The 18,534-nt window shown below is 72.8% G+C and carries 18 protein-coding genes; 16 read left to right on the plus strand and 2 right to left on the minus strand.

What is annotated here, in order from left to right:
* Positions 1-49 precede the first annotated feature (49 nt).
* The 12 genes from KAK07_RS06165 (at position 50) to KAK07_RS06220 (ending at position 11,474) form a co-directional block, all read left to right on the plus strand.
* Positions 50-268, plus strand: coding sequence for a hypothetical protein (locus KAK07_RS06165; RefSeq protein ID WP_210859581.1), 219 nt, complete (start codon positions 50-52; stop codon positions 266-268).
* 87 nt (positions 269-355) lie between these two features.
* Positions 356-829, plus strand: coding sequence for a (2Fe-2S)-binding protein (locus KAK07_RS06170; protein WP_210859582.1), 474 nt, complete (start codon positions 356-358; stop codon positions 827-829).
* Complete coding sequence (locus KAK07_RS06175) at positions 826-2,898, plus strand: xanthine dehydrogenase family protein molybdopterin-binding subunit (RefSeq protein ID WP_210859583.1); 2,073 nt, start codon at positions 826-828, stop codon at positions 2,896-2,898. Before KAK07_RS06170 ends, KAK07_RS06175 begins: the two co-directional genes overlap by 4 nt.
* Positions 2,895-3,815, plus strand: coding sequence for a helix-turn-helix transcriptional regulator (locus tag KAK07_RS06180; RefSeq protein WP_210859584.1), 921 nt, complete (start codon positions 2,895-2,897; stop codon positions 3,813-3,815). Before KAK07_RS06175 ends, KAK07_RS06180 begins: the two co-directional genes overlap by 4 nt.
* Positions 3,816-3,938: 123 nt before the next feature.
* A complete protein-coding gene (locus KAK07_RS06185; protein WP_210851098.1) occupies positions 3,939-4,178 on the plus strand; it encodes a hypothetical protein in 240 nt (79 codons plus the stop codon).
* An 8-nt stretch (positions 4,179-4,186) separates the two neighbouring features.
* Positions 4,187-4,978: an MbnB/TglH/ChrH family RiPP precursor modification enzyme gene (locus tag KAK07_RS06190; protein ID WP_210859585.1), complete on the plus strand. Its 792-nt coding sequence runs from the start codon at positions 4,187-4,189 to the stop codon at positions 4,976-4,978.
* Entirely contained in the window at positions 4,954-5,223 is a 270-nt protein-coding gene (locus KAK07_RS06195) for an HvfC/BufC N-terminal domain-containing protein (RefSeq protein WP_210859586.1), read from the plus strand. Before KAK07_RS06190 ends, KAK07_RS06195 begins: the two co-directional genes overlap by 25 nt.
* Positions 5,224-5,232: 9 nt before the next feature.
* Positions 5,233-5,433, plus strand: coding sequence for a hypothetical protein (locus KAK07_RS06200; protein WP_210859587.1), 201 nt, complete (start codon positions 5,233-5,235; stop codon positions 5,431-5,433).
* A gap of 125 nt (positions 5,434-5,558) precedes the next feature.
* Positions 5,559-5,798 (plus strand): hypothetical protein, encoded by a 240-nt coding sequence (locus KAK07_RS06205; protein WP_210851098.1) that lies wholly within the window; start codon positions 5,559-5,561, stop codon positions 5,796-5,798.
* 8 nt (positions 5,799-5,806) lie between these two features.
* Positions 5,807-6,295 carry a DoxX family protein gene (locus KAK07_RS06210; protein ID WP_210859588.1) on the plus strand — a complete coding sequence of 163 codons (489 nt, stop codon included), beginning with the start codon at positions 5,807-5,809 and terminating at the stop codon, positions 6,293-6,295.
* A 93-nt stretch (positions 6,296-6,388) separates the two neighbouring features.
* On the plus strand, positions 6,389-9,559 hold the full coding sequence (locus KAK07_RS06215) for a Kelch repeat-containing protein (protein ID WP_210859590.1): 3,171 nt from the start codon (positions 6,389-6,391) through the stop codon (positions 9,557-9,559).
* A 31-nt stretch (positions 9,560-9,590) separates the two neighbouring features.
* Positions 9,591-11,474: an ATP-binding cassette domain-containing protein gene (locus KAK07_RS06220; RefSeq protein ID WP_210859594.1), complete on the plus strand. Its 1,884-nt coding sequence runs from the start codon at positions 9,591-9,593 to the stop codon at positions 11,472-11,474.
* Here KAK07_RS06220 and KAK07_RS06225 read toward each other — a convergent pair whose 3' ends face one another.
* Complete coding sequence (locus KAK07_RS06225) at positions 11,475-11,861, minus strand: TraR/DksA family transcriptional regulator (RefSeq protein ID WP_210859595.1); 387 nt, start codon at positions 11,859-11,861, stop codon at positions 11,475-11,477.
* Positions 11,862-11,951: 90 nt separating this feature from the next.
* Between KAK07_RS06225 and KAK07_RS06230 the strand changes: the two genes are divergently transcribed.
* Positions 11,952-12,704 carry a class II glutamine amidotransferase gene (locus tag KAK07_RS06230; protein ID WP_210851114.1) on the plus strand — a complete coding sequence of 251 codons (753 nt, stop codon included), beginning with the start codon at positions 11,952-11,954 and terminating at the stop codon, positions 12,702-12,704.
* Between the two features lie 43 nt (positions 12,705-12,747).
* Entirely contained in the window at positions 12,748-14,448 is a 1,701-nt protein-coding gene (locus KAK07_RS06235) for a M14 family metallopeptidase (RefSeq protein ID WP_210859597.1), read from the plus strand.
* A 61-nt stretch (positions 14,449-14,509) separates the two neighbouring features.
* On the opposite strand, the gene KAK07_RS06240 is transcribed toward KAK07_RS06235, so the two are convergent.
* Positions 14,510-15,484, minus strand: a complete 975-nt coding sequence (locus KAK07_RS06240; protein ID WP_210859598.1) for a porin — start codon at positions 15,482-15,484, stop codon at positions 14,510-14,512.
* A gap of 192 nt (positions 15,485-15,676) precedes the next feature.
* Here KAK07_RS06240 and KAK07_RS06245 point away from each other — a divergent pair, with 192 nt between their 5' ends.
* Together KAK07_RS06245 and KAK07_RS06250 are read left to right on the plus strand one after the other, a co-directional pair.
* Entirely contained in the window at positions 15,677-16,159 is a 483-nt protein-coding gene (locus tag KAK07_RS06245; RefSeq protein WP_210859600.1) for a (2Fe-2S)-binding protein, read from the plus strand.
* Positions 16,150-18,435 (plus strand): xanthine dehydrogenase family protein molybdopterin-binding subunit, encoded by a 2,286-nt coding sequence (locus KAK07_RS06250; RefSeq protein ID WP_210859602.1) that lies wholly within the window; start codon positions 16,150-16,152, stop codon positions 18,433-18,435. The genes KAK07_RS06245 and KAK07_RS06250 overlap by 10 nt, the downstream gene beginning before the upstream one ends.
* The last annotated feature ends 99 nt before the right edge of the window (positions 18,436-18,534 follow it).

The following is an 18,534-nucleotide window of genomic DNA, read 5'->3' on the forward strand; positions in this document are numbered from 1 at the left end:
TCGTGTGCACGATCCATTGCACCTCTTCAACCCAACCCAAGGACCCACCATGAACCTCCGTCACGCCGCCCTGATCGCCGCCGCCCTGATCGCCCAGTCCGCCGCCCACGCCGCGCCGGGCAAGGACAGCTCGTGCGGTGCCGGCTCCTGCGGCAAGAAGACCGCCACCGCGCCGAAGAACGCTGCCTCGGACGCTGCCTGCAGCAAGAAGGACGGTGGCAAGGAGTCGTCGTGCGCCAAGAAGGATGGCGGTTGCTCGAAGAAGTGAGCGCAGCGCCGCCCTGGCGCGTTGGTTCAAGACAGGCCCGCGCGGGCGCCACAGACTCCGGTCCTCCCTGGATGACCGGAGTCGCTCATGTTCCTCAGCATCAATGGCCAGCGGCACACGGTGCCGGACGGCTGGCAGGATGACACGCTGCTGATGGTGTTGCGCGAGGCCCTCGGCCTCGTCGGCCCGAAGCTGGGTTGCGGCCAGGGCCAGTGCGGCGCCTGCACCGTGCTGGTCGATGGCCAGCCGCAGCGCAGCTGCCTGCTGCCGGTGTCGGCGGTATTGCAGCGCCCGATCACCACCCTCGAAGGCCTGGCCGGGCCCGACGGCCGTCTGCACCCGGTGCAGCAGGCCTGGCTGGACGAAGCCGTGCCGCAGTGCGGCTACTGCCAGGCCGGCCAGATCATGGCCACGGTGGCCCTGCTCGATGCCACGCCGCAGCCCACGCGACAGCAGGTCGAGGCCGCGCTGGCGCCGCAGCTGTGCCGCTGCGGCACCCAGCCCCGCATCCGCCGCGCGGTGCAGCGCGCGGTGCAACTGCGCCAGCAGGCTGCGCGGTGAGGCGCCGCACCTTTGTGGCGGCCGGTGCGGCCGGCCTGACCGTCTGGCTGGGCGCCTGCGCGCTGCCGGTGATTCCGCGGCGCCCCACGCCCGATGCCGAAGCGGCGCTGGGCTGGGTGCGCTTCGACGGCACGCGTTACCGGCTGTGGCTGCCGCGCGCCGAGATGGGCCAGCAGATCGACACCGCACTGGCCCAGATCGCCTGCGAGGAGCTGGGCATCGAGCCGGCGCAGCTGGACGTGCTGCTGCCCTCCACCGCCGACATCCCGCGCGTGCGCGCCACCGTGGGCAGCGAGTCGGTGCAGGCCTTTGCGCTGCCGCTGGCCCAGGCCTGCGCCACGCTGCGCGATGCGCTGGCGCGAGGCCAGCACCAGGGCACGCTGGTGGCCGAGCCGCGGCCGGCCTCGCAGCCGCGGGCATGGCGGCCGGGCGGGCGCTGGGTGGGCGCCTCGCTGCCGTCGGCCGCGCATGCGGCGCTGGTGCGCGGCGCGCCGCTGTTCACGGCCGACGTGCGCCGACCCGGCCTGCTGTACGGCCGGGTGCTGCGGGCACCGGCCTCGCCCGACCTGGCCTCACGCGTGCTGGCGCTGGACGAGGCCGCCGCCCGCGCTGTGCCGGGCTTCGTGGCACTGGTGCGCGAGGCGCGCCTGGTGCAGGGCCGCAGCCTGGGCCTGGGCGTGCTGGCGCGCACGCCGGGCGCGCTGGACCGCATCGAGGCCGCGCTGGCGCTGCGCTGGCAGGTCGACGGCGACCTGGGGCCGGCGCCGCTGGCGCAGCAGCTGGACATCGACATCCACCTGGCCGGTGGCGCGCTGCCGCACCGGCTGCGCGACGATGGCCCCGGCGAGCCCGGGGGACGCTGGGACGTGGACCTGCGGCTGGACCTGCCCGCCGCGCCGCACAACGCGATCGAGCCGCGCTGCGCCGTGGCCCAGGTGCGCGCCGATGGCGGCTTGGACCTGTGGGCCGGCACCCAGGACGCGTTCTATGTGCGTGACGTGGTGGCCCACCACACCGGCCTGTCCGCGGACCAGGTGGTGCTGCACACCCAGCGCATCGGCGGCGGCTTTGGCGGGCGCACGATCTGCACCGTCGAACTGGAGGCGGCGCTGCTGGCGCGGTCGGCCGAGGCCGCCGGCGCGCCGGTCAAGCTGCAATGGACCCGCGCGCAGGAGCTGCGCCAGGGCTTTCACCGGCCGCCGTCGAGCCACCGCATCCGTGCCCGGCTGGACGGCGGCCGCCTGGTGGCCTGGTGGCATGCCTTCGCGACCACGCCGATCCTGCTGACCAATGCGGCCTTGCCGGCCTGGCTGAACCCGCTCACCCGGCTGGTGGGCGACGCCGGCGCGGCCCGCGGCGCGCTGCCGCCCTACCGTGTGCCCTGGCAGCGTGTCGAACACACGCTGGTGCGCTTGCCGCTGTACACCGGGCCGTGGCGCGGGCTGGGGGCCGGGCCCAACGCGCTGGCGATCGAGTCGGCCATCGACGCCTGCGCGCGCGCTGCCGGCCGCGACCCGCTGGCCTTCCGGCTCGACCATGTCGACGACCCGCGCCTGCGCCGCGTGCTGCTGCGCGTGGCCGAGGCCGCCGGCTGGTCGCGGCCGCGGACCGCCGGCACCGGTCGTGGCCTGGCCTGCGGCGTCTACAAGGGCGCGGCCTATGTCGCCACCGTGGCCGAGGTGGCTGCGGTGGATGGCCGCTGGCGCGTCACGCGCCTGGTCTGCGCGGTCGATGTGGGCCGCATCATCCACCCCGGTGCCGTGCGGGCCCAGTGCGAAGGCAACCTGGTCTGGGGCCTGGGCATGGTCTTGACCGACCAGTTGCCGCTGGATGCGCACGGCGTGGCGGCCACCGGCTTCGACGGCGCACCGATCCCGCGCCTGCCCGAGGTCCCACCGATCGAGGTGCTGCTGGTCGACGAGGGCGACCCGCCCGGCGGTGCCGGCGAGACCGCGATCGTCGGCGCCGCGGCGGCCGTGGGCAACGCCCTGCATGACGCCAGCGGTCGCCGGCCCACGCAGCTGCCGCTGGCGGTCGACCTGCGCATCGCGGCATCATCGACCCCATGAAGGACTTCGCCGCCGCCGCGATGCTGCGCCTGGTGGCGCTGGGACTGCGCCGGGAAGGGCTGGTCGGCGGGCCGCTGCCCGGCGCGTCGGCGGCGCTGGTGCCGCTGCAGGACAAGCGCCAGCAGCTGGCGCAGCTGATGCAGGCCCATGGCCCCGACCTGCTGCTGCGCCTGGGCCTGGCGGTGCAGGACGCGGCCGACGAGCCCACGCTGCGCGCGCTGACCCAGGCGCGCAGCGCGCCCGACCTGATTGAGCGCTGGCAGCGGCTGGAGCGCTATGTGCACTCGCGCCACCGCGTGCTCCTGCTGGCGGGCCAGGCCGGCGGCTGCACGCTGCGCCATGTCTCCTTGCACGCCGGCGAGGCCCCCCACGCCGCCGAGGACCTGCTGGTGCTGGGCCTGCTGGTCGGGCTGCTGCGGCGCCTGGGCACCCCGGCGCTGCGCGCGCGCCTGGCGGGCGAGGCCGACTGGCGTTACCAGCAGGATGGCTGGCGCGCGGCACCGATGCCCGCGGCCACGCACACCTGGGAGCTGGCCTGGCGGGCGAGCGCCGACGTTGCGGCGCCGGGCAGCGAGCCGGACCTCGCGGCCACCGTGGCGGCGGCACGGCAGCAACTGGCGGCCGATGTCGCGGCGCCGTGGACCCTGCCGCGCCTGGCCGAGGCCCTGCAGCTCAGGCCCCGCACCCTGCAGCGCCGGCTCACCGACGCGGGCAGCTCCTTCTCGCAGCTCTGGACCGAGGTGCGCCTGGCGCAGTCGGCGCGCCTGCTGCTCGACACCCGGGAGCCGGCCGCGCAGATCGGCTACCTGTGCGGCTTCGCCGACCAGGCCCACTTCACGCGCAGCTTCAAGCGCAGCACCGCCATGACCCCGGCGGTCTACCGCGCGCAGTTCGCCGGCGCTGCGCTGGCGCAGTAACGGCAGCACGCAGCGCGCATCGAAAAAAAGTTCAAGAAGGCTGTCAGGTTTCGGCGGCTGGCTCGACAGACAGGATGTGCACACCGTGTGCATCACTTCTGAAACCCACCAAGGAAACCGACCATGAACCTCCGTCACGCCGCCCTGATCGCCGCCGCCCTGATCGCCCAGTCCGCCGCCCACGCCGCGCCGGGCAAGGACAGCTCGTGCGGTGCCGGCTCCTGCGGCAAGAAGACCGCCACCGCGCCGAAGAACGCTGCCTCGGACGCCGCCTGCAGCAAGAAGGACGGCGGCTGCAGCAAGAAGGACGGTGGCAAGGAGTCGTCGTGCTCCAAGAAGGACGGCGGCTGCTCGAAGAAGTGAGACCCGCGATGAACACGCCAGCTGTGGGTGTGGGCTATCGGCGCGAGATGGCCGGGTGGGATCTGGCGGCGCTGCCCGCCGACTTCCACGAGGTCGTCCCCGAGAACTGGCTGCGCCGCGACCGCGCCCCGCTGCACGCGATGCGTGCACTGGGTCGGCCGGTGTGGCTGCACGGGGTCACGCTGAACCTGGGCGGCACCGCGCCGCTGAATGCGGCGATGCTGCGCGAGGTGGCTTCGCTGATGGATGAGCTGGGCGCCACCTGGTACTCCGACCACCTGGCCGCCAGCGGCGACGCCCACCAGCTGCACGACCTGTTCCCGCTGCCGCACACCCACAGCGAGCTGATCCGGGTGTCCGACCGCATCCGCCAGGCGCAGGACATCCTGGGCCGGCGCATGGCGATCGAGAACCCCACCTGGTATGCCAACATCGGCGACATCCCCGAGCCCGATTTCCTGGCCGGCGTGGCCGACCGGGCCGACTGCGCGGTGCTGCTGGACCTGAACAACATCGAGGTCAACCGCAAGAACCACGGCAGCCCGCCGCTGGACGCCTTCCTCGCCCGCCTGTCACCCGACCGCATCGCCTACCTGCATGTGGCCGGCCACGAATGGGACGAGCGCTTCGGCCTGCATGTGGACACGCATGCGCGCTCGGCGTCTGAGGAGGTGCGCGCCCAGGCGCGTGCGCTGTCGGCCGCGCACGGCTGGCCGGTGCTGCTGGAATGGGACCATGACCTGCCGGAGCCCGCCGGCCTGGCCGAGGAGCTCGCATGTCTGCGTTCTTCGACTATGTGAGGGGCCGCAGCGACACGCTGCCCGAAGGCTACGACGAGCGCGGCATGCGCCTGTACCGCCACCTGGTGTGGCTGGGCGCCAGCCAGACCATCGAGGCCCACCACCCCACGCTGCGCGAACAGCTGGGCGAAGAGGCCTGGCGCGGGCTGATCGAGGCCTGGGTGCGTGAGTCCACCTGGGACTCGCCCTTCGTCAACGACCTGGCCGAAGACTTCGTCGCCTTCCTGGCCCGCACCACCGCCTGAGCGCCTGCGATGAACTGTCGCGATGCTGCTGCGGTGCTGCACGGCGGGCCGCGCGCCGGCACAGACCGGCGCCGTCGGCTGCAGGCCCGCGCGCACCGCTGGCTGTGCGCCGACTGCCGCCGCCTGGCCCGCGACGACGCCCGCCTGGACCGGCTGCTGGCGCAGTGGCGCGCGCAGGCCTGGACGGCCGACGACAGCGCGCCGCGTTGAGCGGCGAGAAAAACGTGCGATCCAGCTGTCAGGTTTCGACGGCTGGCCCGACCAAAGAACATGCACACCACGTGCATGACCACCCCAAACCACCCGACCCCATCCCACCTCATAAGGACACGACCATGAACCTCCGTCACGCCGCCCTGATCGCCGCCGCCCTGATCGCCCAGTCCGCCGCCCACGCCGCGCCGGGCAAGGACAGTTCCTGCGGTGCCGGCTCCTGCGGCAAGAAGACCGCCACCGCGCCGAAGAACGCGGCCTCGGACGCCGCCTGCAGCAAGAAGGACGGCGGCTGCAGCAAGAAGGACGGTGGCAAGGAGTCGTCGTGCTCGAAGAAGGACGGCGGCTGCTCGAAGAAGTGAGGCCCGGCATGAGCGCGCTCTCACTCCCCACCTGGGTCGTGCGCACGCACGGCGCGATCACCCAGGCGATCGACGGCCTGGGCCTGCTGGCCCTGCGGCTGTGGCTGGCGCAGGAATTCGGCCAGGCCGGCTGGACCAAGCTGAGCCATGGCCTGACCGCGCCCGAGTGGTTCGCCGGCCTGGCCTTTCCCGGTCCGCTGGGCTGGCTCTCGCCCGACATGAACTGGCTGATGGCCGGTGTGACCGAAGTGCTCGGCGCGGCCCTGCTGGTGCTGGGCTGGCCGGTGCGGCTGGCGGCGCTGGCGCTGCTCTTCGTCGATGTGATCGCCGTCTGGACGGTGCACTTCGACCTGGGCTGGGCGGGCTGGAACCAGATCGAGACCGACGCCGGCCAGGGCTTCAAACTGCCGCTGATGATGGGCGTGATGCTGCTGGCCGTGCTGAGCCAGGGCGCCGGCCGCTGGGCCTGGCGCGGCCTGCCACTGCGGCAGGCTTGACCCACCTCAAGGCTTCAATCGTGGGGGGTGGGTGAGGTCCCCCAGCGTCTGCCGTTAGCGTGAAGTCGACACACGCTCAGGAGGGACATCACGATGAAGCGCAGCCCCTGGAACATCGGCCTGGTGGCCCTCGCGGGCCTGTTGGCTGGCCTGGCGGGCCCGGCCCAGGCCTTCAGCCTGTCGGACCGCGTGGCCTGCCAGCGCGAGGTCGAGCGGGTGCTGTGGCAGCACCGCGGCCAGGCCGGTCAACGGCTGGCCTTCGAGCAGGCGCTGCCCGAGCGGCTGATCCGCCGCCGTGCCGAGGACGTCGAGCGCCAGAGCCAGGCGCTGGCGCAGTGGTGGCGCACGCCGATCACCGCGGCGCAGCTGCAGGCCGAGCTGGACCGCATGGCCGCATCGTCCAAGGACCCGGCGATGCTGCGCGAGCTGTTCGCCGCCCTGGGCAATGACCCGCTGCGCGCCGCCGAATGCCTGGCCCGCCCGGCGCTGGCCGACCGCCTGTGGCGCGCCCAGTACGCCCGCGACGAACGCCTGCACGGCGAGCGCCGCCGCCAGGTGCTGGCCGAGCATGCGGCCGGCCGCGCCGACACCGCGGAGCGCCAGACCCACGTCGTCGTGCGTGAGCGCGCCGCGCTGGCCGCCGCCGGCCCCGGCGCCCGCCTGCTGGCCCCTGACGTGTTCGAGCAGCAGGCCAAGGCGCTGCGCCGCGCCGCCACCACGCCGGCCGGCACCCTGGCGCTGGGCCAGCCGGTGCGCCTGCGCGAGGACCTGGACCGCTGGACCACGGTGCGCGTCGACGCCGTCGACGGACCGGTGCTGCGCAGCCGCACCACGGTCTGGCGCAAGACGCCGATCGAGACCTGGTGGGCGCAGGCCCGCGGCCAGTACGCCGCCGGGCTGGCGCTGCCCGAGGCACGCTACAGCCTGCCCGCGGTGGCCACGGTGTGCCGCGACGACAGCTGGCAGCCCACGGCGTCGCTGCCCGATGGCCGCTATGAGCACACGGCGGTCTGGACCGGCAGCGAGATGATCGTCTGGGGCGGCATGGAAGCGGTGGGCAACTACCGCATCGATGGCGCCCGCTACCGCCCGGCCACCGACACCTGGCAGCCGATGGCCGATTCACCGGTCACGCGCACCGCGATGAGCAGCGCCTGGACCGGTCGCGAGATGCTGGTCTGGGGTGGCCGGGCCGATGGCGTGGGCTCGCTCTACGACCCTGGCACCGACACCTGGCGCCAGACCAGCGCGGTCAATGCGCCGGCCGAGGGCGCCTCGTGGGCCGCGTCGGTGTGGACCGGCCGGGAGCTGATCGTCTGGGGCGGCATGGGCGGCACGACCGACAGCGCACTGGCCACCGGCGCGCGCTACAACCCGAAGACCGACACCTGGGTGCGCCTGCCCGCTTCCCCGCTGGCCGGCCGGGCTTACGTGCCGGCGGTGTGGACCGGCTCCGAGATGGTGATCTGGTCGGGCTACAACGTGCACCTCGGCCAGCTCTATGGCGACGGTGCGCGCTACAACCCCAGCACCAACCAGTGGTCGCCGATGGCCACCGCCAACGCGCCCGACGCCACCTACTGGAACACCTCGGTCTGGACCGGCCAGGAGATGCTGGTCTGGGGCGGCGTGATGGGCGGCGCCGACGTGCGCGCCTACAACCCGGCGACCAACAGCTGGCGCATCGGCAGCGGCACCGGCATGCCCTCGTGGCGCTACATGCACGGCGCGGTCTGGACCGGCACCGAGATGATGGTGCACGGCGGCTGGCCGTCCAGCGGCGCGTCCGGCCTCTACAACCCGGTCACCGACACCTGGCGCACCGCCAGCACCGTGGGCATGCAGCCGGGCACGCAGGCCGGCACGCTGGTCTGGACCGGCACCGAGGCGCTGGCCTGGGGCGGCCTGGACGACAACTTCGGCTTCCGCGCCGACGGTGGCCGCTACGACCCGGCCACCGACAGCTGGCGCCCGATGACCGCGAACAACGTGCCCTCGATGCGCGGCCTGCATTCGGCCGAGTGGACCGGCGCCGAAATGGTGGTCTGGGGCGGCTATGACGGCATGGGTGTGACCGACACCGGCGGCCGCTACACCCCGGCCACCGACAGCTGGCTGCCCACCAGCACCGTCGGCGCGGCCACCGCGCGCAACAACGCCACCGCGGTCTGGACCGGCCAGGAGATCATCTTCTGGGGCGCCGGCTCCAGCGCGCCCTTCACGCCCGACACCGGTGGCATCTACAACCCCGCCACCGATCAGTGGCGTCCGATGTCGAACAGGAAGGGGCCCTGGGTGACCTATGGCCACACGGCGGTGTGGACCGGCAGCGAGATGATCACCTACGGCGGCGTCAGCTCCAGCGAGGGTCCCTACGTCTACAACCTGGCCAGCGACACCTGGCGCCGCGGCGCGCTGAAGAAGGACCCCGGCCACCGCGACCACCACGGCGCGGTCTGGAGCGGCAGCGAGATGATCGTCTGGGGCGGCTCGATCGACGCCGGCAGCACGCCCACCGGCGGCCGCTACAACCCGGTGAGCAACAGCTGGACGCCGCTGCCCGTCAGCGGTTCGCCCGACGCCCGCATGTGGCCGGTGGCGGTGTGGACCGGCACGGAGGCCATCTTCTGGGGCGGCTACGACCAGCTCTTCGGGGTCGACTACAACGACGGCGCGCGCTTCTCGCCCGCCACCGGCCAGTGGACGCGCACCAGCCTGAACGGCGCGCCGACGCCGCGCGTCGGCCAGGGCGTGTACAGCGGCAGCGAGATGGTGGTCTGGGGCGGCACGCTCAACGGCAGCGGCGGCCGCTACGACCCGACCACCAACAGCTGGCGCGCCACCACGCTGCTGCACGCACCGGATGGCCGACCGGCCGGCGGGCGCTGGAGCACCGTCTTCACCGGGGACCGGATGATCGTCTGGGGCGGCTACCCGCCGACCCGCAAGGGCGCCGGCTACTGCCTGTCGGGCGCGGCCAACCAGGCGCCGGTGGGTGTGGACGACCGCTACCGCGCCAAGGCGGGCCAGCCGCTGCTGGTGACGCTGGACAAGGGCGTGCTGCGCAATGACCTGGACGCCAATGGCGACCGGCTGACGGCCCGCCTGGTGGCGGCGCCGGCCGGCCAGCTGGGCTTCAACGCCAATGGCAGCTTCCGCTACACGCCGCCGCCGGGCTTCATCGGCACCGACCAGTTCGAGTACGTGGCCAACGACGACCTGGCCGACAGCGCCGCGGTGAAGGTGAAGATCCAGGTGAAATGAGCCCCGGGCCCCTGGCGGCGACAATGCCGCCATGGCCCTGCTCACCCTCACCAACGCCCACCTCGCCTTCGGCCATGTCGCCCTGCTCGATGGCGCCGACTTCTCGCTGGAGGCCGGCGAGCGCGTCGCGCTGATCGGCCGCAATGGTGCCGGCAAGTCCTCGCTGCTGAAGATCCTGGCCGGCCTGGAGCGCCCGGACGACGGCGAGCTGCAGGTGCAGGGCGAGCTGCGCCGCTTCTACGTGCCGCAGGAGCCGGCCTTCGCTCCTGGCGCCACGGTGTTCGAGGCGGTCAGCGAGGGCCTGGCCGAGGTGAAGGCGCTGCGCGAGCGCTTCGAGGCCCATGCGCCCGGCGACGACCTGGATGCGCTGCAGACCCGGCTGGAAGCGCTGGACGGCTGGACCTGGGAGCGCCGGGTGGATGAGACGCTGCAGCGCCTGCGGCTGGACGCCTCAGCCGTGGTCGACACCCTGTCGGGCGGCAACCGCAAGCGCGTCGCGCTGGCCCAGGCACTGGTGGCGGCGCCGGAGGTGCTGCTGCTCGACGAGCCCACCAACCACCTCGACCTGGACGCGATCCGCTGGTTGGGCGAGCTGCTGGTGGCCTTCCGCGGCGCGCTGCTGCTGATCACCCACGACCGCGCCTTCCTGGACGTGGTGGCCACCCGCATCCTCGAGCTCGACCGCGGCGCGCTGCGCAGCTACCCCGGCAACTACACCGCCTTCCAGGGCCACAAGGCGCGCGAGCTGGCCAACGAGGCGCTGGCCAACGCCCGCTTCGACAAGCTGCTGGCGCAGGAAGAGGTGTGGATCAGGAAGGGCGTGGAGGCGCGCCGCACCCGCAGCGTGGCGCGCATCGCGCGGCTCGAACAGATGCGCAACGAGCACGCCGCGCGGCGCAACGTGCAGGGCAACGTGCGGCTGGACATCGACCGCGGCGGCGCCAGCGGCAAGCTGGTGGCCGAGCTGGAGAGCGTCAGCAAGGGCTTCGGCGGCGCACCGCTGGTGAAGGATTTCTCCACCATCGTGATGCGCGGCGACAAGATCGGCCTGGTCGGCCCCAACGGCGTGGGCAAGACCACGCTGCTGAAGATGATCCTGGGCCAGCTTGCCCCCGACAGCGGCAGCGTGCGCACCGGCACCAAGCTGGAGATCGCCTACTTCGACCAGATGCGCGAGGTGCTCAACCCCAACGCCACGCTGGCCGACACGATCAGCCCGGGCAGCGAGTGGATCGAGATCGGCAGCCAGCGCAAGCATGTGATGAGCTACCTGGGCGACTTCCTGTTCGCCCCGGCGCGCGCCAACTCGCCGGTCAGCAGCCTCTCGGGCGGCGAGCGCAACCGCCTGCTGCTGGCGCGGCTGTTCGCCCGGCCGGCCAATGTGCTGGTGATGGACGAGCCGACCAACGACCTCGACATCGAGACGCTGGAGCTGCTGGAGGAACTGCTGGCCGACTACGACGGCACCGTCTTCCTGGTCAGCCACGACCGCGCCTTCGTCGACAACGTGGTGACCAGCATCATCGCCTGGGAGGGCGACGAGCAGCCGGGTCTGTGGCGCGAGTACGAAGGCGGCATCGGCGACTGGCTGGCGCAGCGCGAGCGTGGCCGCGCGGCGCGCCAGAAGGCCGCCGCCGCGCAGGCCGAGGCGCCGCCAGCCGCGGCGGCACCGGCTGCGCCCGCCAAGGCGCGCAGCAAGCTCAGCTACAAGGAACAGCGCGAGCTGGACGAGCTGCCCGCGCGCATCACCGCGCTGGAGCAGGAGCAGGCCACGCTGGGCGCGCTGATCGGCGGCAGCGAGCTCTACACGCAGGGCGCGGCGCGCATCACCGAAGTCACCGCGCGCCACGCGCAGATCGAGGACGAGCTGATGCAGCTGCTGGAGCGCTGGGAGGCGCTGGCCAACCGGGGCTGATCAGAGGCGATGATGCGCCTGGTGCCCCTCGGCGGCGCTGGCGCAGCCCACGCAGCGCGTGGCCCAGGGCTCGGCCAGCAGGCGCTCGAAGCGGATGGCCTCGCCGCAATCGGCGCAGAACCCGAAGTCGGGTTCGTGCACGCGGCGCAGCGCGGCGCTGACCTGGCCCAGCTCGGCCAGCTCGCGGTCGGCGCGGGCCAGTTCCACCTCGCGGTCGGCGTCGCGCTCGCGGCTGTCGTGGGTGTCCTCGGCACGCAACTCGGCGGCCATCTCGACGCGGCTGGCGCCGCCCTGGTGCTCGGCCAGCTGCGCATCCAGCGCGGCCTGGCGCTGCTTCAGCGCGGCTTCAAGGCGGGTGCGTTGGTCGGGGGTGAGCAGGGCGGTCATGAGGGTCTCCTTGGGCCTTGATCGTCGCGCTGAAACACGGGCCCTGCCTTGATGGCCATCAAGCGCCTGTGGTCTGCCTAGAATCGACGCATGTGCCAGCTCCTCGGAATGAACGCCAACACGCCCACCGACGTGATGTTCAGCTTCACCGGCCTGGCCACGCGCGCCGACGAGCACAAGGATGGCTTTGGCATCGGCTTCTTCGAGGGCAAGGGCGTGCGCCTGTTCGTCGACGAGCACAGCGCCCGCCAGAGCCCGGTGGCCGAGCTGGTCAAGACCTACCCGATCCACAGCAACCAGGTCATCGCCCACATCCGCAAGGCCACGCAGGGCCGGGTGGCGCTGGAGAACACCCACCCCTTCGTGCGCGAGCTGTGGGGCCGCTACTGGGTCTTCGCCCACAACGGCGACCTGAAGGATTTCCGCCCGCGCCTGCACGGCCAGTTCCGTCCGGTGGGCGACACCGACAGCGAGCACGCCTTCTGCTGGATCATGCAGGAGCTGGCCAAGGCCCACGCCGGCGTGCCGGCGATCGACGAGCTGGGCTGCACGCTGCGCGAACTGCTGCCGCAGCTGCACCGCCACGGCACCTTCAACATGCTGCTGTCCAACGGCGAGGCGCTGTGGGCCCACGGCTCGACCAAGCTGCACTGGCTGGTGCGCCAGCATCCGTTTGGCGCCGCCTCGCTGCGCGACGAGGACGTGACCGTGAACTTCGCCAGCGTCACCACGCCGCGCGACCGGGTGGCGGTGATCGCCACCGAGCCGCTCACCGCCCACGAGCCCTGGCAGGCCTTCGCGCCGGGCGAGCTGCGCGTCTTCGTCGACGGCGCGCCCCGGTGATGCCCGCATCGCACCGCCCGGCGGCCGGTGCGACACTGCGGCGATGACGCCGCCGCTGCCCACGCCCCGCTTCGACACCTTCCTGCGCCACGACGCGCTGACGCAGCTGTTGCAGGCCTATGCGGCCGCGCGCCCTGGCCTGGTGGAACTGCGCAGCCTGGGCCGCAGCCATGAAGGCCGCGACATCTGGCTGGTGGTGCTGAGCCGCCACGCCACCGGCGCCGACACCGACAAGCCCGCCTTCTGGGTGGACGGCAACATCCATGCGGCCGAGCTGATGGGATCGACCTCGGTGCTGTACTGGCTGCACCAGCTGCTCAGCCGCGACGGCCAGGACCCGGCGGTCACCCACCTGCTCGACACCCGCACGCTCTACCTGTGCCCGCGCATCAACCCCGATGGCGCCGAGCTGGCGCTGGCCGACCGGCCGCGCCACATCCGATCCTCGACCCGCCCCTATCCGTACGACGAGCCGGCGGTGGACGGCCTGACGGTGCAGGACATCGACGGCGACGGCCGCATCCTCAGCATGCGCCTGCGCGACCCCAACGGCGGCTGGAAGCCGCACCCGGACGAGCCGCGCCTGCTGATCCCGCGCGAGCCCGGCGAGTTCGGCGGCACCTACTACCGCGTGATGCCCGAAGGCCTGCTGGAAGCCGGCTGCGACGGCAGCCGCATCGTCGCCAACCGCGACCGCGAAGGCCTGGACCTGAACCGCAACTTCCCGGCCTTCTGGCGGCAGGAGTTCGAGCAGATCGGCGCCGGCCCCTACCCGGCCAGCGAGCCCGAGGTGCGCGCGGTGGTCGACTTCGTCGTCCAGCACCCCAACATCGGCGCGGCGGTGAGCTTCCACACCCACTCGGGCGTGATCCTGCGGCCGATGGGCATGCAGAGCGACAATGACATGACGCCCGAGGACCTGTGGCTGTACCAGCGGCTGTCGAAGATCGGCGAGCAGCTCACCGGCTACCCCTGCGTCAGCATCTACGAGGACTTCCGCTACCACCCCAAGGAGGTCATCAGCGGCACCCAGGACTGGTTCTACGAGCACCTGGGCGCGCTGTTCTGGACGGTGGAGATCTGGGCGCCCAACAAGGAAGCCGGCATCACCGGCTACGACTGGATCCACTGGTACCGCGAACACCCGGTGGAAGACGACCTGAAGCTGCTGAAGTGGAGCGACGAGCAGTGCGGCGGCCAGGCCCACGTGGACTGGCAGCCCTTCGAGCATCCGCAGCTGGGCGCGGTGGAGATCGGCGGCTGGGACCGCATGAACTTCTGGCGCAACCCGCCGCCGGCGCTGCGCGAGCGCGAGGCGGCGCGCTTCCCGGCCTGGCTGCAGCAGATCGCGCTGTCGCTGCCGCAGCTGACGCTGCAGTCGGCCAGCGCCGAGCCGCTGGGCCCCGACCTGTGGCGGGTGCGCCTGCAGGTGGCCAATGCCGGCTACCTGCCCAGCCATGTCACGCGCCGGGCGCTGGAGCGCCAGGTGGCGCGGCCCTGCGTCTTCGAGATCGAGCTGCCCGAGGGCGCCACGCTGGCCGGCGGGGCCCGGCGCATCGAAGGGCCGCAGCTGGACGGCCATGCGCCCAAGCAGTCGATGCAGGCCTTCCTGCCGCAGCGCGAACTCACCGCCGACCGCGCCCGCGCCGAATGGCTGGTGCGCGCGCCAGCCGGCACCGAGCTGGGATTGCGCGCCCGGGCTGCCCGCGCCGGGGCCGTCAGCACCCGGCTGCGGCTGGGCTGAGCCCGGCAAAACGGCCCCCGCAGGGGCCGCGCAGCTCAGGGCGACGGATGGCCCCGGGGGCTCAGAACTTGTGGCGGATGCCCAGCGCGAAGCTGTTGCCCGCGTCCACCACCGGCAGCTTGTCGTTCATGTAGACGACGTAGCCATCGGTGCGCTTCGAGAAGGCATAGTCATAGCCCAGGCTCAGCGTCTTGCGGTTCTTCACCGACAGCTTGCCGTACTCGGCCAGCAGCTTGCCCGAGGCGCCCACCGGCACCGAGGCGCCCACCTCGCCCAGCTTGTAGTCGACGTTGGTGGTGTCGTTGGCCACCTTGCCGTACTGGCCGAAGAACTTGGCGAAGCCCGCGTCGTACGAGCCGCCGAACTGCCAGGTGGTGGTGCCGGCGGTGGTGCCTTCCTTGACCTTCTGGAAGGCGAAGCTGCCGGCGAAGGCGCCGCCGAAGTACAGCACGTTGCCGCCGTAGCGGCGGCCCAGCACGTTGCCGTCATTGCCGGCCACCTGCAGCTGCGCCGACAGGCCGCCCAGCTTGGGCGAGCTGTAGGAGATGGAGTTGTTCCAGCCGGTGTCGCCGGTCACGGTGCCGCTGGTGAAGTAGTGGCGGATCGACGGCGAGAAGCCGAAGGAGTCGCCAAAGGCGTTGAAGATCAGCGTCGAGACGAACAGCGAGGTGGTGTTGCGGCCGGCGGTGACCGAGCCCAGATCGCCCGACAGGCCGGCGTAGGCGTTGCGGGCCCAGAAGGCGTCGCCATTGAAGCGGCCGGCGTTGCCGCCGTCGGCGCGCAGGAAGCTCTCGATCGCGAAGTTGGCCTTGAGGCCGCCGCCCAGGTCCTCGGTGCCCTTGAAGCCGAAGTAGCTGGTGCTCATCTTGCCGCTGGCCACGGTGCGGTCCTTGGCCGCGCCAGGGTCCTGGAACTGGCCGGCCGACACATCGATCAGGCCATAGGCCTGGACGCTGGACTGGGCATGGGCGCCGGCGCAGGCCAGCAGGGCGGCCGCGGCCAGCAGGGTGGGGACGCGGTGGAAGCGGATGGTCATCAAAGGCTCCGTCGGGAGGTGGTGGGATCGGTGGGTGCCGGCCGGCGGGCCTGGTGGGGACTCGTCGGGCATTCGGCCTGGTTTTCTGACACACTGGGCCCGCGCTGGATGTTCCAGCGTGGGCGCCTGGGTCACCTGTTGCATGCAGGAAACATGCCCAACGCCTGCCCGCGGCCCAGCCTGGACCGACCGATGACCCGACTGATCCTGAACCAACGCGCGGTGGAGCTGGACGACGCCCGCGTCCCGCCCGACATGCCCCTGTTGTGGGCGCTGCGCGATGAATTGGGGCTCACCGGCACCAAGTTCGGCTGTGGCGTGGCCGCCTGTGGCGCCTGCACGGTGCAGATCGACGGCCAGCCGCAGCGCGCCTGCGTGCTGCCGGTGGCCGCGGCGGCCGGGCGCCAGGTGCGCACGATCGAAGGCCTGGGCACGCCCGACAAGCCGCACCTGCTGCAGCGCGCCTGGATACAGCACCAGGTACCGCAGTGCGGCTACTGCCAGAGCGGCATGCTGATGGCCGCCGAGGCGCTGCTGCGCAGCAACCGCAAGCCCAGCGACGCCGACATCGACGCCGCGATCACCAACCTGTGCCGCTGCGGCACCTACCCCCGGGTGCGCGCCGCCATCCACACCGCGGCCCGCTGGCTGCGCGAGGGTCAGCCATGGGCCTGAGCCGCCGCACCTGGCTGTGGTCGGCGCTGGGTGGCACCGGCGCGCTGGTGGTGGGCTGGAGCGGCCTGCCGCCGCGCAGCCGCCTGGGCGGCCCCGACACGCTGCCGTCGGCAGCCGGCTCGGTCGGCCTGAACGGCTGGATCGCGGTGCGCCCCGACGGTCAGGTCCACCTGGCCATGCCCTGGGCCGAGATCGGCCAGGGCGTGCACACCGCGCTGGCGATGCTGGTGGCCGAGGAGATGAACCTGCGCCTGGACCAGGTGCAGCCGATCGAAGCCCCCCACGAGAAGATCTACGGCAACCTGGCGGTGCTCGAGGCCAGCCTGCCGGTGCACCCGCGCGACACCGAGCCCGGCCACGAGACCCTGGGGGTGCGCCTGGGCCAGTGGATGGTGCGCAAGCTCGCGCGCGAGCTGGGCCTGGTGATCACCGGCGGCTCATCGACGCTGGCCGACAGCTGGGACACGCTGCGTCTGGCCGCGGCCACCGCGCGCGCGCAATTGCTGGGCGCCGCCTCGCTGCAATGGAAGCTGCCGGTGGCCGAGCTCACGGTCGAGGCCGGCGTGGTGCGCCACGCGGGTGTCCAGCAAGCCCACTACGGTGAGCTGGCTGCAGCGGCGCAGACCACGCGGCCCGGTGAGGTGCGCTTCAAGCCGCGCGAGCAATGGACGCTGATCGGCCAGCCGCAGCCGCGCCTGGATGCGCCGGCCAAGAGCCGTGGCCAGGCCCGCTTTGGCATCGATGTGCGCCAGCCCGGGCAGCGCTTCGCGGCGCTGCGCCACGCGCCGGCGCTGGGCGGGCGCATCGGCGCACTGCGCAACGAGGCCGCGGTGCGGGCCATGCCGGGCGTGCTGGGCATCCACCGCCTGCCGGCTCCGGCCGACGGCACCGAGTCGGTGGCGGTGGTGGCCACCAACAGCGGCCTGGCCCTGATGGCGCTGCGGGCGCTGGACTTCGAAGCCCTGCCGCCCGAGGGCGGCGGCGCCGATTCGGCGCGCATCCTGCAGGCGCTGCAGGACGAGGCCCGGCGCGCCGCGGCCGAGGAGGCCGGCTTCTCCTTCCACGCCGACGGCGACGCCACCGGCCTGCTGGCGCGCTCGGCCGAGGTGGTGGAGGCGCTCTACCACGCGCCCTACCTGGCCCACGCGACGATGGAGCCGATGAACGCCACCGCGCGGGTCGATGCGCAGGGTGTCGAGGTCTGGGCGCCGACCCAGGTGCCCGGCCTGGCGCGCGCCGCTGCGGCCCGGCAGGCGGGCGTGCCCGAGTCGCAGGTGCAGCTGCACATGACGCTGTCGGGCGGCGGTTTCGGCCGCCGGCTGGAAGTCGACAGCGTGGTGCAGGCGGTCGCGCTGGCGCAGCAATTGCCCGGCCAGACGGTGCAGCTGCTGTGGCCGCGCGAGGAGGATTTCGGCCACGACCTGTACCGGCCCGCCGGTGCGGCGCTGCTGCGCGCCGCGCTGGACAGCCAGGGCCGCATCCGGGCGCTGAGCATCCACAGCAGCGGCGACGCGATCACGCCGCGCTGGATGGCGCGCAACGTGCCCTGGCTGTCGGGCCCGATCGACACGCCGGACAAGACCGCCGCCGAGGGCCTGTTCGACCTGCCCTACGCCATCCCGAACCAGCGCATGCGCCATGTGGCCACGCGCAGCGGCGTGCCGATCGGCAACTGGCGCTCGGTGGGCCACAGCCACAACGCGTTCTTCTCCGAGGGCTTCATCGACGAGCTGGCGCATGCCGCCAGGCGCGATCCGCTGGCCTTCCGGCTGGCGATGCTGGACGAGGCACCGCGCCACGCTGCGGTGCTGCGCCTGGCCGCCGGGAAGGCCGGCTGGGGCCAGCCCCTGGCCGCCGGCCGGGCGCGCGGGCTGGCGCTTCACGAGAGCTTCGGCAGCATCGTCGCGCTGGTGCTGGAGGTGTCGCTGGAAGGCGGCCGCCCGCGCGTGCACCGCGCCGTCTGCGCGGTCGACTGCGGCACCGCGATCAACCCCGACGGCGTGGCCCAGCAGGTCGAGGGCAGCATCATCTTCGGCCTGTCGGCGGCGCTGTCGGGGCGCATCGACATCGTCGGCGGCGTGGTGCAGCAGACCAACTTCCCGGCACAGATGCCGCTGACGCTGCGCGAGACCCCGGCGATCGAGACCCACCTGGTGCCCAGCACCCGCGCGCCCACCGGCATGGGCGAGCCGGCCGTGCCGCCGGTGGCGCCCGCCTTGGCCAACGCGCTGTTCGTGCTGAACGGCCGACGCCTGCGCGCCCTGCCGCTGGCCTGAGGCCACGGCGCCGCTGTCCACGACAGCGGCGGGGTGAAAGCGCGACGGCCGCGGTTCAACTCACCACAATCGGGTCCTTGATGTTGTAGCGAGGTCCGC

Origin of the sequence: Ideonella alba (assembly GCF_018069875.1) — a bacterium.
Taxonomy (GTDB): Bacteria; Pseudomonadota; Gammaproteobacteria; order Burkholderiales; family Burkholderiaceae_C; genus Ideonella; species Ideonella alba.